The sequence below is a fragment of the Roseovarius sp. TE539 genome, assembly GCF_003298505.1.
Lineage (GTDB): Bacteria > Pseudomonadota > Alphaproteobacteria > Rhodobacterales > Rhodobacteraceae > Roseovarius.
In genome coordinates this window covers 27,015-39,984 of record NZ_QNGB01000002.1, presented here as the reverse complement: position 1 = coordinate 39,984, position 12,970 = coordinate 27,015, and the positions used below count along the sequence as shown (strand labels likewise).

Here is a 12,970-nt window from a genome sequence, read left to right as displayed (position 1 = left end):
CAAGACGCGGCAATCGAAAAAAAGGGCGGCACACAGGAAGCTGCGATACCGCCCTTCAGGGGAAGGGTAACATTGAAGACCATCCGCCCGGAAGAATCGGGAACGAAACCGGGCGATGATGTCAACGGTGCACGCAATTGCTTGCACCACCAAGGGTCATCGGCCACGAGACCGGCGGTCGGCTGCATTCCGCGTAGAAAAGGCGGCATTGCGCGGGATCGTGCCGGCCACGCGGACAGGACGCCCGCTTTCATGTCATCACGACACATCACGGTTGTTCCTCCCGGACGAACGCGTCCGGGAACGCAGCGCGCGCCGCGGCTTCATCCAGCACCAGGAGCGCCTCGTAGCTCTCGGGATCGAAGGGGTCTTCCGCCGGAAGAACCTCTCGGCCAAAAAGCCAGCTGAGCCGACCGGCATCGAGATTTCCGCGATCAAAGGGCTGACTGCCGAAATGGGCCCAAAGTGCCGCCACGAACGCCGTGTCGGCGCGCCGGTCCGCGGGGCGGCGATCGCGGTAGCGTTCGCGCCGGGTGAGCGGGGTTGCGCCCTTGGGATTGGCGCGGCGTATCGTGAACTGGTAGTCCGTCCCGGGCAGACGGCCCGGAAAACCGCGATGTTTCAACATCCCGCCCCCTCCCTGAAAGAGGGGAGAATCCTGCGCCGGACCAATCCGGGGACCGGCCCGGCGCAGATATTTCCGCGGTTCTTACGAGCCGCTGTACTTTCCGTCGTACTTGCCGGTCGGCTCCGGCTCGACCGTGATCGGTTCGGGCTCGACCACGACATACTCTTCTTCCGCAGGCTGGGCACAGGCGGCCACGAGCCCGACAAGACCCAATGAAACAAGGCCCTTGATGCTGTTCGACATGCGTTTCTCCTGTCACTTTCGGCGGCCGGGCGCGGCTTGGAATCCCGGGCCCGTCCGGTTTGCGAGGTAAGGGTTGCGCGAATACAACCACACGCAAAAATAGACGAAATCGGACCGTAAAGATATCCACAAGAGCGGCGCTTGAATGTCTGTGACTCGAAAGCCTCAGAAGTCGTGAAACTTGAGCTTCGTTGCGCAAGATATTGTGGCAAAGGCAGAATCCTGCCCATATACAGACCACGGCGTGAGGCCATGCAATGACCATCCGGCCTGTGGATAAACTCCGGCAATGGCCATTGCCGCGCTGACATGCCAGCCCGGTGGCCAACTGCGCCCGCTGTCGCGCCGCGCCACGGGGTCTGAACGCGACGACGACATTGAACAGGGATTCTGAAGTGATCACCGGTCATGAGGCCCATCCGCTCCAACGTGTGCGGCAACCCGGATCGGACAGCAAGGCGTCGATCCTTGCCTCGACCGCGCTGCGGGCAAGCGGCCCCTCGACACGGCCGCCCGCGGTCACCACGAGACCGGCCCGGGTGGCACTGACACGCACCACGGGAGAGAACCCGCGCAACGACCGCAGGGCGCGCCAGAGATCCTGACGCACCTGCCGCGCCATGCGAAGCCGCGAACGGCCCGGCAACACGGTACGGGCGGCGACATCGAAACGCACTGGCAGGTGGCGGGCCATCGTCAGGCTGCCACCGTCGCGCAGGATATGCCATTCATCTCGTCGCATTGTCGGACCTCGCGATGGGCAAAGGACGGCACCGGCCGCACGCGGGCGCGGCCTTTGCGATCCACGGCTTCTTCTCAGAGCGGAATGTTGTCGTGTTTCTTCCACGGTGCGCTTTTCTTCTTGTTGCGCAGCGCCGCGAAGGCGCGGCTGACGCGCATGCGGGTGGAGTGAGGCTGAATCACCTCGTCGATGAAACCGCGTTCCGCGGCCACAAAGGGATTGGCAAATCGGTCCTCGTAACTCCGGGTATGAGCGGCGATCTTCTCGGGGTCGCCCAGATCGGACCGGTAGATGATCTCGGTGGCCCCCTTGGCGCCCATCACTGCGATTTCCGAGGTCGGCCACGCATAGTTGAAATCGCCGCGCAGATGCTTGGACGACATCACCACATAGGCGCCGCCATACGCCTTGCGGGTGATCACGGTGACCTTGGGCACCGTCGCCTCGCCATAGGCATAAAGCAGCTTGGCGCCATGCTTGATCACGCCGCCAAGTTCCTGACCGGTGCCGGGCAGGAAACCGGGCACGTCCACGAAGGTCAGCAGCGGAATTTCGAAACAGTCGCAAAAACGCACGAAACGGGCCGCCTTGCGCGAACTGTCGATATCCAGACACCCGGCCAGAACCATCGGCTGATTGGCCACGACGCCGACGGTCTGTCCTTCAAGTCGCATGAAACCGGTGACCATGTTGCGGGCGAATTCCGCCTGGATCTCGTAGAAATCGCCCTCGTCCGCGACCTTGTGGATCAATTCCTTCATGTCATAGGGCGTGTTCGGGTTATCCGGGATGAGCGTGTCGAGACTGCCTTCGCGGCGACCCGGCGTGTCGAAGAACGGGCGCATCGGCGGTTTCTCGCGGTTGTTGAGGGGCAGGAAATCGACAAGCCGACGCACCTCCGCCAAGGCCTCGACATCGTTTTCGAAGGCAGCGTCGGCAACCGACGACTTGCGCGTGTGGGTCAGGGCGCCGCCCAGCTCCTCGGCGGTCACATGCTCGTTCGTCACGGTCTTGACCACGTCGGGCCCGGTCACGAACATGTAGGAGCTGTCCTTGACCATGAAGATGAAGTCGGTCATCGCCGGCGAATAGACAGCGCCGCCCGCACAGGGCCCCATGATGACACTGATCTGGGGAATGACGCCCGACGCCTCGATATTGCGCTGAAAGACCTCTCCATAGCCGGCAAGGCTGTCGACGCCCTCCTGAATCCGGGCACCACCGGAATCGTTGATGCCGATGACGGGCGCACCGTTCTCCATTGCCATGTCCATGATCTTGCAGATCTTCTGCGCGTGCGTGGCGCTGACCGAGCCGCCGAGCACGGTAAAATCCTGACTGAACACACAGACCATGCGGCCGTTGATAGTGCCCCAACCGGTCACCACACCGTCGCCATAGGGGCGATTCTGCTCCATCCCGAAATCGGTGCATCGGTGGGCCATGAACATGTCGAACTCTTCGAAACTGCCCTCATCCAGAAGGATCTCGATACGTTCGCGGGCGGTCAGCTTGCCCTTTTCGTGCTGTGCGTCGATCCGTTTCCGGCCACCGCCAAGACGGGCCTCGGCACGACGGCTTTCGAGTTCGTGAAGGATATCTTTCATGGTCCACCCCTTGCGGTTTTCTTGCAGCATAGGGATGGCATTGGGCCGGCAAAAGGAAAATTCGGCAAATTTGCAAAGTTTTGCAAACAAATATTTTTCCGAATGCAAATCTGCAAACACCCCCCCCCCGGCATCCTGGCGTTGTGCCGCAGGGTGACGAACCGGCCGCCAACCCGACGGGTCCGCCGCCGCATGGACTTTCCGCGAAAAGCCTCCTACCGCTACGGTATGACCCACGCCCCCATAGTAGTGCGCTTTCTTGACCGCGGTACACCGCCGCACGTCCTCACCCTGGTCCTGATGGCCTCGGTATCGGCTTTGGCAATGAACATCTTCCTGCCAAGCCTGCCGGGCATGACGGCGCATTTCGACACCGATTACCGGGTTATGCAACTTTCGGTGGCCTTGTATCTTGCGATGAACGGGGTTCTGCAACTTGTCGTCGGGCCGATTTCGGACATGCTGGGACGACGGCCGGTCATCCTCGGTGGCTTGGCCCTGTTCGTGGTTGCGACGGCGGGCTGCCTGATGGCCGGAAACGTGATGGTTTTCCTGGCGTTCCGCATGATGCAGGCGGTGATCGTGGTGGCCATGGTCCTGAGCCGGGCGGTGGTGCGCGACCTGGTACCCGAACGCGAGGCCGCGAGCATGATCGGCTACGTGACCATGGGGATGGCGGTGGCGCCGATGATCGGGCCGGCCTTTGGCGGGCTTCTGGACGAGGCGTTCGGCTGGCAGGCCAATTTCTGGGCATTGATGGTGATGGGCGCGATGGTTTTTTGGCTGACATGGGCCGACCTCGGTGAGACGGCCCCCGCACGCGGCCAGAGCATGGCACAGCAATTCCGTGAATATCCCGAGCTTCTGACCTCGCCGCGATTCTGGGGATATGCGCTGGCGGCGGGATTTTCATCGGGGTCGTTCTTTGCCTATCTGGGCGGCGCGCCGTTCGTGGGCGAAAAGATCTTCGGGCTCAGCCCGGCCGAGGTCGGACTGTTCTTCGGGGCGCCATCGGTGGGGTATTTCGCGGGCAACTACCTGTCCGGACGCTTCTCGGTCCGGGTCGGGGTAAATCCGATGGTCCTCTGGGGCACGCTGATCAATGCGGGCGGCGTGGCACTGAACCTTGCGCTTTTCCGGGCCGGGCTGGGCACGCCGGTGGTATTCTTCGGGTTGATGATCCTGATGGGGTTGGGCAACGGCATGACCATCCCGAACGCCACCGCGGGGGCGCTTTCCGTGCGCCCGCGCCTCGCGGGGACGGCAAGCGGATTGTCGGGCGCGCTGATGATCGGTGGCGGGGCGGGCCTGTCGGCGCTGGCCGGGATGTTGCTGACGGCCGAAACCGGGGCGACGACCCTCTTGTGGATCATGCTGGCGACAGCGATTCTGGCGGTGGTGTCGATCCGGCTGGTGATGCGGCGCGAGGCGCGGCTGGCGCAGGGCTGATGTGGCCCGGACGGGCTTGTGCGCGATGGTTTGCAAACCTATCCTCCGTGAGAAGCAAAAGTGCAAATCAAAAGGGTCACGGATGGCTGTGCAGAAACTCTATGTCGGCGCCAAGCTGCGCGAAACCCGTCACCGGCTGGGCCTGACCCAGAAGGATTTCGCCGCCAAGCTGGGCGTGTCGCTGCCCTATCTCAACCAGATGGAGAACAACAACCGCCCGGTGAGCACCACCGTGGTGGTGGCGCTGGCGCAGGAATTCGGCTTCGATGTGACCGAACTGGCGACCGGTGACGCGGAGCGGATGGTCAGCGACATGCGCGAGGCGCTTGCCGATCCGGTCTTTGCCGACGATCCGCCGCCAATGGCAGATCTGCGGCTGACCGCCGCCAACGCGCCGGCGCTGGCACGCGCCTTCCTGGAGTTGCACAGCGCCTACCGGCAAACCCACGAGCGGCTGGCATCGCTGGACGAGGCCCTGGGACGGGAGGATGCCCGCACCCAGCCCAGCCCCTGGGACGAGGTGCGCGATTTTTTCCACTACTGCGACAATTACATCGACGCGGTGGACCACGCCGCCGAGCATTTCCTGCCCGGCGGGGACATGCGCGGCATCGAGGCGCGGGCGCGCGAACGGTTGGCCGTGGCCGGCGTGTCGGTGAGTGAACGCAGCACCGGCAACCTGCGGCATTTCGACCGTGACGCGAACGTGCTGCACCTGTCGTCGCGCGCGGCACCGGAATCGCGCAGCTTCCAGATGCTTCTGCAGGCGGCGCTTCTGACCCAGGACCAGCTTCTGGAAGCGACGCTGGATCTGGCACGGTTCCAGTCGGACGAGGCGCGTGCAATCGCCAAGATCGGGCTGGCCAACTATTTTGCCGGGGCCGCCATGATGCCTTACGGGGTTTTCCTGCAGGCCGCGCAGGACTGCCGGCACGATCTGGAAATCCTTGCCAACCGCTTCGGGGCCTCGATCGAGCAGGTGGCGCACCGGCTTTCCACATTGCAGCGCCCGGGCGCCAAGGGCATCCCGTTCTTTTTCGTCCGGGTCGATCAGGCCGGCACGATCACCAAGCGCCACAGTGCCACGCGCCTGCAATTCGCACGCTTCGGCGGTGCCTGCCCGCTTTGGAACGTCCACCGCGCCTTCGAAACGCCCGGACGTTTCCTGCGCCAGCTTGCCGAAACCCCGGACGGGGTGCGCTATATCAGCCTCGCGCGGGATGTCTCGAAACCGGGGGGCAGTTTCGGGGCGCCGGTAAGACGGTTCGCCATCGCGCTCGGATGCGAGGTCCGCCACGCCGACGCCCTGGTTTATGCCGACGATCTGGAACTGGGCAATGACCGCGCCTACGAGCCGATCGGCATATCCTGCCGGATCTGCGAGCGCCGCGATTGCCACCAGCGGTCAGTCCCGCCGCTGGAGCGGCAATTGAGCATCGACCCCGACGCGCGCGCGGTGCTTCCCTACGCTGTCGATTGAGGTGCGCGGCATCGGTGCCGGGCACGGGCCGGTCCGACAGGTCGCCCGCAGGTCTCAGATACCGGCCTCGCGCAACAGGCGCGTGGTGCGGCCGAGCCTGCGGGCCAGATGCGTGGCGGCGGTTCGATGGAAAAGATCGGCCAGCTCCGGAGCCGCTTCGGCCAGGGCACCGGGCACGATGCACAGCAGCTCGGACTCCGTTTCGGCGAGGATGGTCGCGGTGCGCGGACTGCCGGCGAAATAGGCGATCTCACCGATCAGCGCGCCGGGCTGGAAACGCGCGACACGCAGCCTCTCGCCCTCGTCGGTAGCAATCTCGGCCCGCAGGTTGCCCGACAGCAGGATGAAGGCATCATCGGAATTCGATCCTTCGGCAAGCAGAACCTCGCCCGGCGCCAGGGTCACGCGGCTGAGCGCATCCGGGGCGTCGCCGCGATCCAGCGCCGCGGTCAGCGTGGCGGCAAGACCGCCTGCCCCGTCCTCGCCGGGGGGCAGGCCGTCGGCGCCGCCGAGCAGCGTTTCCTCGAAGTCCTCGAGCGCGTCATCGAGCGCCTCGGCGATACGGGCCTTTTCATCCGGTCCGGCGCGGCGCAGGTAGGTGGCGCGCAATTCCTCGGACATGCCACTGAAAACGAGCGTCACGTTCTGCCGCCGGCAAAGCTTGCCGATCTTGATCAGAGCAAAGACCGCCGACGCGTCAAGCCCGTGCACACGGCTGAAATCGACGATGATCCGCGCCGGCGGATCGCTGACTGACAGCTCGTCACCGACCCGGCGGGCAAGGCGGTCGGCGGTCCCGAAGAAAAGGTAACCGTTGAGTTCAAGGATGACGGCGGCAGAGCCCTCGCGGGCCAGGAGCCGCAACGCGTCGTCGCCGCGCTCGACCCGCGAGCGGCGTTCGGCCGCCGTGGACCGCATGCGCAGCACGTCCAGCCGGGAATAGGAGAGGATGAAGACCAGTGCCGCCACCATCACGCCAAGCGCGAAGGCAACAATGAAACCCGCAAAAGCGGCAACCAGCAGGATCAGCCAGACGATGGCGTAGTCGCCGGGTGAAAGACGCCGCCTTTCGTCCCACAGCCAGTCGAACAGCAGGTTGAGGCCCAGAAAGCTGACCAGCGCTGCAAAGAGCCCCCTTGGCAAAAGTTCCAGAAGGTCGCTTCCGAAGACCAGTACAATGGCCGATCCAGCTGCGGCTGCGATACCCGCGGCCGGACCTGTCAGGCCGACCCGGGTGGCAAAGAGGGTGGCGCCAAGAAGCTGGAACCCCGATAGCCCCCCTCCGAGACCGCCCGCGACATTGGCAAGACCCGTGGCGCGCAGATCCTGCGCGATGTCGAGATCGCGTTCCAGCGCCATTTCCGTACCCGTCGAATTGAGCAATGTACCAAGGATCGTGAGACCGGCGATGGCCACGAGTGTCGGCGCCTGCGTGGCGATGAGCGCCCAGTCCGCCCGGACGAGAAGGGCCGGCGCGTCAGTGGGCAGAAGGCCCTCGGCGTGGAACGGCCCGAGCATCAGCCCGGCCGCCTGCGCCGCCGCCAGACCGGTGCCGGAAAGCGCGAGCCCCCCGTAGAAGACGACCAGGATAACGACCAGCCCCAGCGGCATGACCATGCTGCTGCCGGTCGCGCGGGTGATTGCCATCATGGCCGCGCCCGCCGCCACCCAGGGCACCCAGTCCCCGAACAGTTCGGGATCGGCCAGCGCCACCAGGCCTCGGTCGGAAAGTTCGGATCCCAGGCTCATGCTCAGCGCCCCGAACAGAAGCATGTAACCGGACGCGGCAAGAAACCCGCCGGTCACCGGAAACGGGATGACCCGGGCCAGATCCCCGGCCCGCAGCCGCCCGGCAAGGTAGGTGAGTGTGCCGGTCACGAAAGGAGCCACGATGATCAGCCCGAGAACCGTGGGCCAGAGCGTGTCCCCGGAGGCCGCCCGGCTGCCGGCGGCAAGACTGGCGGCCGCACCGGCAAGAAGGATCGCTGTGACGTCCTGTGGCTGGCAGATGGTGCCGCGATAGGAAAACAGCACGGACCCCGCCAGCCCCATGAAAACAGCCCCGAGCAGGGCAAGCCCGATCCCGTGGCCGAGATAGGGCTCGAGAGGCCCCCGGTAGACGATGGCGGCGAACGAGATCGCGAAGGCGGCCGAGGTGGCACCGATGACGACAACCGCGACCGCGGATTGCAGCGCCGTGCCGATAAAGCCGTTTAGCGCGGGTTTCGCCCTCATTCGCCCTCTTGTCCGCTGACGCACCTGACCCTTCCCGTGCGGCGACGGTGTCCGATGCTCCGGAACTGGGTAGCAGCAACCGCCGCGTCTGTCATCCTCACGGAACGGAAAGGATGAAGGGATCACGAGCACCCCGCGCGGTGGCGCCTCGCGAGGATCTCCAAAGAGCGGCCCCGGGGCGTCAGGCGGCCGACAACATACGGTAGAGTTCGTCTTTCAGTGCCGCCCGCTTCTTGCGCATCTCGACTTCGGCGAGTTCCTCGACCGGATCGACATTGGTTTCGGCGCGGTGCACGGCGCGGTTGATCTCGTGGTACTCTTCGGCGAGACGGGCGAAATGCGCGTCCGATTGCTTGAGGCGGCTGATGGCCTCGGCGTGTTCGGGAAATTCCTCGTGCAGTTCGTGCGGGGTGTGGGTCATCGCGCAATCCTTGTTGTGTCCTGTCGGGTCATTGCTATCGCCGCCGGCGGGGACGGTCCTTGACACGGATCAAACCCGGCCCGCGGACGGGATATGTCATCCGCGGCGCAGCCCGGCGGGTGATCCGCAGCACGCCAGCACCGGGATCCTCAGCGCCCGCCGTGGCCGGCGCGCAGGGCCGGCGCCCCACCCTCACCTCTGGGCCGTCTTCCACTCGGGGTGTATCCAGGGCGTGGCGTTGTCGGGCGGCAGGGGGGAGCGGCCGAGGATATGGTCCGACATCTTCTCGCCCAGCATGATCGACGGCGCGTTGAGGTTGCCGTTGGTGATGCGTGGAAAGAGGCTGCTGTCGGCGACGCGCAGGCCATCGGCGCCGATCACGCGGCCGTGCGGATCCACCACCGAGCGCGGATCGTCCCGCGCGCCCATCCGGCAGGTGCCGCACGGATGATAGGCGCTTTCGGCATGTTCGCGGATGAAATCGTCAAGCGCGGCATCGCTCCGGACCGCCTCGCCTGGCTGGATTTCATGTCGGCGGAAGGGCTTGAACGCGTCCTGGGCAAAGATCTCGCGGGTGAGGCGAATGCCACGGCGGAAATCGGTCCAGTCACTTTCGGCACTCATGTAGTTGAACCGGATGACGGGATCGTCGCCCGGATCGGCACTGCGCAGGGAGACGGCACCGCGCGACGCGCTGCGCATCGGGCCGACATGGGCCTGGAAGCCATGCCCCTCGGCCGCCGCGCGCCCGTCGTAGCGCACCGCGATAGGCAGGAAATGAAACTGGATGTCGGGATAATCGACCCCGGCACGCGAGCGGATGAAGCCGCAGCTTTCGAACTGGTTCGAGGCGCCGGGGCCGCGCCTGCCCAGCAGCCACCGCAAACCGACCCAGGCCTTGCCGGGCAGGTTCCAGTACCTGTAGAGGCTGACAGGCTGGCTGGCGGCCATCTGGATGTAGAGTTCCAGGTGATCCTGCAGGTTGGCCCCCACGCCGGGACGGTCGGCAACCACCTCGATGCCATGCGCGGAGAGATGCGCGCCGGGGCCGATCCCCGACAGCATGAGAAGTTTCGGAGAGTTGATCGCCGAAGCGGCCAGGATCACCTCACGGCGGGCGCGGATCATCTCTCGTCGTCCCTTTCGGGTCGCCTCGACACCGACGGCCCGTCCCTCCTCGATCACCACCCGGGTCACGAGGCCGCGCACGAGATCGCAATTCGGCCGCTTGAGCGCCGGCTTGAGATAGGCATTGGCCGCCGACCACCGCCGGCCGCGGAAGACCGTCATCTCGAAAGGGCCGAAGCCCTCCTGCCGTTCCCCGTTGTAGTCGGTGGTGCGGCCATACCCGGCCTGTGTGCCGGCTTCGACGAAGGCACGGGTGAGCGGGTTGGCCATGCGTCCGCGTCCCACATGCAGCGGGCCGTCCGAACCGCGCCAGGCGGGATCGCCGCCGTGACCGCCATCGGTCCAGTTCTCCATGCGCTTGAAATAGGGCAGCACATCGGCAAAGCCCCAGCCCTGGCAGCCCTCGTCGCGCCAGTGGTCGTAATCATGGGCATGTCCGCGCACATAGACCATGCCGTTGATCGAGCTGGAGCCGCCGATCACCTTGCCGCGCGGACAGGCCAGACGGCGGCCGCCGAGATGCGGTTCGGGTTCGGTGCGGTAGCCCCAGTCGTAGCGCTTCATGTTCATCGGGTAGCTCAGCGCGCCGGGCATCTGGATGAACGGACCGGCATCGGTGCCGCCATGTTCGACCACCAGGACCGACCGGCCGGCCTCGGACAGGCGCCAAGCCATGGCGCAGCCGGCGCTGCCGGCGCCGACGATGACGTAATCCGCTTCCATCATCGCGCCCCTTTCCCGGCAACGGGCCGGCGGCGGGCGCCGGCAGCCGAGTAATTGTGGAAAGATGAAGCCATCATTCGCCCCGCGGGAACCGCTGGTTCTCTTCCACCTCGTTGAGGTCCATGTGATTGCGCATGTAACGTTCGGAGGCATCGCGCAGCGGCTGATAGTCCCAGGGGTAATAGCCCCCCTGGCGCAGCGCGTCGTAAACGACCCAGCGACGGGCCTGGCTTTCGCGCACCTGGGCGTCGAAGGCATCGAGATCCCACCGCATGCGGGCCATGTCGCTGAACTGTCTCAGGGTGTTGGCATGAGCCGGATCATCCGCGAGGTTGGCAAGTTCGTGCGGATCGTCGCGGAGATCGAAGAGCTGGTCGGGGTCGAGCGCGCAGCGGGTGAATTTCCACCGCCCCCGGCGCAGAGCCACCAGCGGGGCATTCGAGGCCTCGGCGGCGTATTCCATCGCCACGGGCGCCTCCCGCCCGGCGCCCTGGCCAAGGGGCATGAGCGACTGCCCTTCCGTCCACGGGGCGACCTCGTCCATGCTGACGCCGGCCAGGTCGCACAGGGTCGGGCAGACGTCGATCGTGCTGACCGGATCGGTCACGAGGCCCGGCTCCATGCCGGGTGCGGCGATCATCAGCGGCACGCGTGCCGAGCCCTCGTAGAAGGACATCTTGAACCACAGCCCCCGTTCGCCGAGCATGTCACCGTGATCGGAAACGAACAGGATGATCGTGTCCTTGTCCTGGCGGGTGCCCTCGAGCGCCTCCATCACCGCGCCGACATGGGCGTCCAGGTAGGAGATATTGGCGAAATAGGCCCGGCGGGACCTGCGGATGTCTTGTTTGGAGATATCGAAGCTCCGCCAGTCATTGGCATCGAATATGCGCTGCGAATGGGGATCGTGGTCGGCGTAGTCCATCGCCTGCACCTGCGGCTCGAGATGCGCGCAGTCCTCGTAGAGATCCCAGAATTTCCGGCGCGCCACGTAGGGATCGTGGGGATGCGTGAAGCTGACCGTCAGGCACCACGGCCGGGCATCATGACCGCGCGCGAGGTCATAGACCTTCTGGGTGGCGTGGAAGGCGACCTCGTCGTCATATTCCATCTGGTTGGAGATCTCGGCCACGCCCGCCCCGGTCACCGACCCGAGGTTGTGATACCACCAGTCGATGCGTTCGCCCGGTTTGCGGTAATCGGGGGTCCAGCCGAAATCCGCGGGGTAGATGTCAGTGGTCAGCCGTTCCTCGAAGCCATGCAACTGATCGGGGCCGACGAAATGCATCTTTCCCGACAGGCATGTCCGGTAGCCTGCCCGGCGCAAGTGGTGGGCATAGGTGGGTATGTCGGCCGCGAACTCGGCGGCGTTGTCGTAGACGCGGGAACGCGACGGCAGCAGCCCCGACATGAAGCTCGCCCGGCCCGGCGCACAAAGCGGGCTTGCGGTGTAGGCGTTGGCGAAACGCGTCGACCGTTCGGCCAGTTTCGCCAGGTTGGGCGTGTGCAGCCACGCCGCGGGCCCGTCCGGAAAGAGCGTGCCGTTGAGCTGGTCGACCATGAAGATCAGGATGTTGGGGCTGGTCATTCGGGGGCCTCCTTGAGAGCGGTATCGAGGTATTGCACCAACACGTCGATCGCGGCATCCGGCGATATCGGGTCGGTTCGCAGGGCCTGACGGATATAGAGCCCGTCGATCATGGCCGCGAGGCCGCTGGTGAGCATCGGTGCGGCCGCGCCGGCGATCGGGCGCAGCGCGTGGCGCAGGTTCGAGCGCATGCGGCACTGGTAGATGTTGAGAAGCCGCCTGGCCCCGTCGGATTTCTGTGCCTGCACGTAGAAGTTGAGCCATGCCGAAACCATCTCGGGGCGGAACTGCGCGGTGCTGAAACTGGCGCGGATCACCGCCTCGACCCGGTCGCGGGGGGTGTGGGCCATGGTGTAGGCGCCGCGCACCTCGGCGCCGTAGAGGGCAAGGATGTGCCGCATCGCGGCCGCGAAAATCTGTTCCTTGGACCCGAAATAGTGATGCGCCAGCGCGGGGGACATGCCTGCGCGTCGGGCGATCTGGCTGACCGTCACGTCAAGCGAGCCGCGGGCGCCGATCTCGTGGATCGTGGCCTCCACAAGCGCAGAGCGGCGAATCGGTTCCATCCCGATCTTCGGCATTTCGCCTCCAGCGGAAAAAGGTTTGCCACGTCCGCCTAGCCGTGTTTAATTGACTCGTCAATCAATAAAAAACAGTGGAATGGAGACCTTTCACGATCAAAAAACGACATTGCCGTTGCACATCATGAAGACGTCATACTAACTT

At 65.2% G+C, this 12,970-nt stretch carries 11 protein-coding genes; 2 read left to right on the top strand and 9 right to left on the bottom strand.

The window, feature by feature from the left end:
• Window positions 1–268: 268 nt before the first annotated feature.
• From DQW77_RS01500 to DQW77_RS01490, 4 genes are all read right to left on the bottom strand, one after another.
• Window positions 269–628: a hypothetical protein gene (locus DQW77_RS01500; protein ID WP_113256415.1), complete on the bottom strand. Its 360-nt coding sequence runs from the start codon at window positions 626–628 to the stop codon at window positions 269–271.
• Between the two features lie 81 nt (window positions 629–709).
• Complete coding sequence (locus DQW77_RS18160; protein WP_181711173.1) at window positions 710–871, bottom strand: hypothetical protein; 162 nt, start codon at window positions 869–871, stop codon at window positions 710–712.
• A gap of 406 nt (window positions 872–1,277) precedes the next feature.
• The gene (locus DQW77_RS01495) at window positions 1,278–1,613 is read right to left on the bottom strand and encodes a hypothetical protein (RefSeq protein WP_113256414.1); all 336 of its coding nucleotides are present in this window, start codon (window positions 1,611–1,613) and stop codon (window positions 1,278–1,280) included.
• Between the two features lie 74 nt (window positions 1,614–1,687).
• The gene (locus DQW77_RS01490; RefSeq protein ID WP_113256583.1) at window positions 1,688–3,220 is read right to left on the bottom strand and encodes an acyl-CoA carboxylase subunit beta; all 1,533 of its coding nucleotides are present in this window, start codon (window positions 3,218–3,220) and stop codon (window positions 1,688–1,690) included.
• A 192-nt stretch (window positions 3,221–3,412) separates the two neighbouring features.
• On the opposite strand from DQW77_RS01490, the gene DQW77_RS01485 reads away from it, so the two are divergent.
• Window positions 3,413–4,669, top strand: coding sequence for a multidrug effflux MFS transporter (locus tag DQW77_RS01485; protein ID WP_113256413.1), 1,257 nt, complete (start codon window positions 3,413–3,415; stop codon window positions 4,667–4,669).
• Between the two features lie 82 nt (window positions 4,670–4,751).
• Window positions 4,752–6,149: a short-chain fatty acyl-CoA regulator family protein gene (locus tag DQW77_RS01480; RefSeq protein WP_113256412.1), complete on the top strand. Its 1,398-nt coding sequence runs from the start codon at window positions 4,752–4,754 to the stop codon at window positions 6,147–6,149.
• A gap of 54 nt (window positions 6,150–6,203) precedes the next feature.
• On the opposite strand, the gene DQW77_RS01475 is transcribed toward DQW77_RS01480, so the two are convergent.
• The 5 genes from DQW77_RS01475 to betI form a co-directional block, all read right to left on the bottom strand.
• Window positions 6,204–8,384, bottom strand: a complete 2,181-nt coding sequence (locus tag DQW77_RS01475) for a SulP family inorganic anion transporter (protein ID WP_113256411.1) — start codon at window positions 8,382–8,384, stop codon at window positions 6,204–6,206.
• A 181-nt stretch (window positions 8,385–8,565) separates the two neighbouring features.
• Window positions 8,566–8,805, bottom strand: a complete 240-nt coding sequence (locus DQW77_RS01470) for a YdcH family protein (RefSeq protein WP_113256410.1) — start codon at window positions 8,803–8,805, stop codon at window positions 8,566–8,568.
• 192 nt (window positions 8,806–8,997) lie between these two features.
• Entirely contained in the window at window positions 8,998–10,656 is a 1,659-nt protein-coding gene (betA, locus tag DQW77_RS01465; protein ID WP_113256582.1) for a choline dehydrogenase, read from the bottom strand.
• 73 nt (window positions 10,657–10,729) lie between these two features.
• Window positions 10,730–12,244 (bottom strand): choline-sulfatase, encoded by a 1,515-nt coding sequence (gene betC, locus DQW77_RS01460; protein WP_113256409.1) that lies wholly within the window; start codon window positions 12,242–12,244, stop codon window positions 10,730–10,732.
• On the bottom strand, window positions 12,241–12,825 hold the full coding sequence (betI, locus tag DQW77_RS01455; RefSeq protein ID WP_113256408.1) for a transcriptional regulator BetI: 585 nt from the start codon (window positions 12,823–12,825) through the stop codon (window positions 12,241–12,243). The genes betC and betI overlap by 4 nt, the downstream gene beginning before the upstream one ends.
• Window positions 12,826–12,970 lie beyond the last annotated feature (145 nt).

Bases quoted from the DNA above. Each gene is read 5' to 3' on its own strand.
- DQW77_RS01500 (WP_113256415.1), bottom strand. From the start codon at position 628: ATGTTGAAACATCGCGGTTTTCCGGGCCGTCTGCCCGGGACGGACTAC.
- DQW77_RS18160 (WP_181711173.1), bottom strand. From the start codon at position 871: ATGTCGAACAGCATCAAGGGCCTTGTTTCATTGGGTCTTGTCGGGCTC.
- DQW77_RS01495 (WP_113256414.1), bottom strand. From the start codon at position 1,613: ATGCGACGAGATGAATGGCATATCCTGCGCGACGGTGGCAGCCTGACG.
- DQW77_RS01490 (WP_113256583.1), bottom strand. From the start codon at position 3,220: ATGAAAGATATCCTTCACGAACTCGAAAGCCGTCGTGCCGAGGCCCGT.
- DQW77_RS01485 (WP_113256413.1), top strand. From the start codon at position 3,413: ATGGACTTTCCGCGAAAAGCCTCCTACCGCTACGGTATGACCCACGCC.
- DQW77_RS01480 (WP_113256412.1), top strand. From the start codon at position 4,752: ATGGCTGTGCAGAAACTCTATGTCGGCGCCAAGCTGCGCGAAACCCGT.
- DQW77_RS01475 (WP_113256411.1), bottom strand. From the start codon at position 8,384: ATGAGGGCGAAACCCGCGCTAAACGGCTTTATCGGCACGGCGCTGCAA.
- DQW77_RS01470 (WP_113256410.1), bottom strand. From the start codon at position 8,805: ATGACCCACACCCCGCACGAACTGCACGAGGAATTTCCCGAACACGCC.
- betA (WP_113256582.1), bottom strand. From the start codon at position 10,656: ATGGAAGCGGATTACGTCATCGTCGGCGCCGGCAGCGCCGGCTGCGCC.
- betC (WP_113256409.1), bottom strand. From the start codon at position 12,244: ATGACCAGCCCCAACATCCTGATCTTCATGGTCGACCAGCTCAACGGC.
- betI (WP_113256408.1), bottom strand. From the start codon at position 12,825: ATGCCGAAGATCGGGATGGAACCGATTCGCCGCTCTGCGCTTGTGGAG.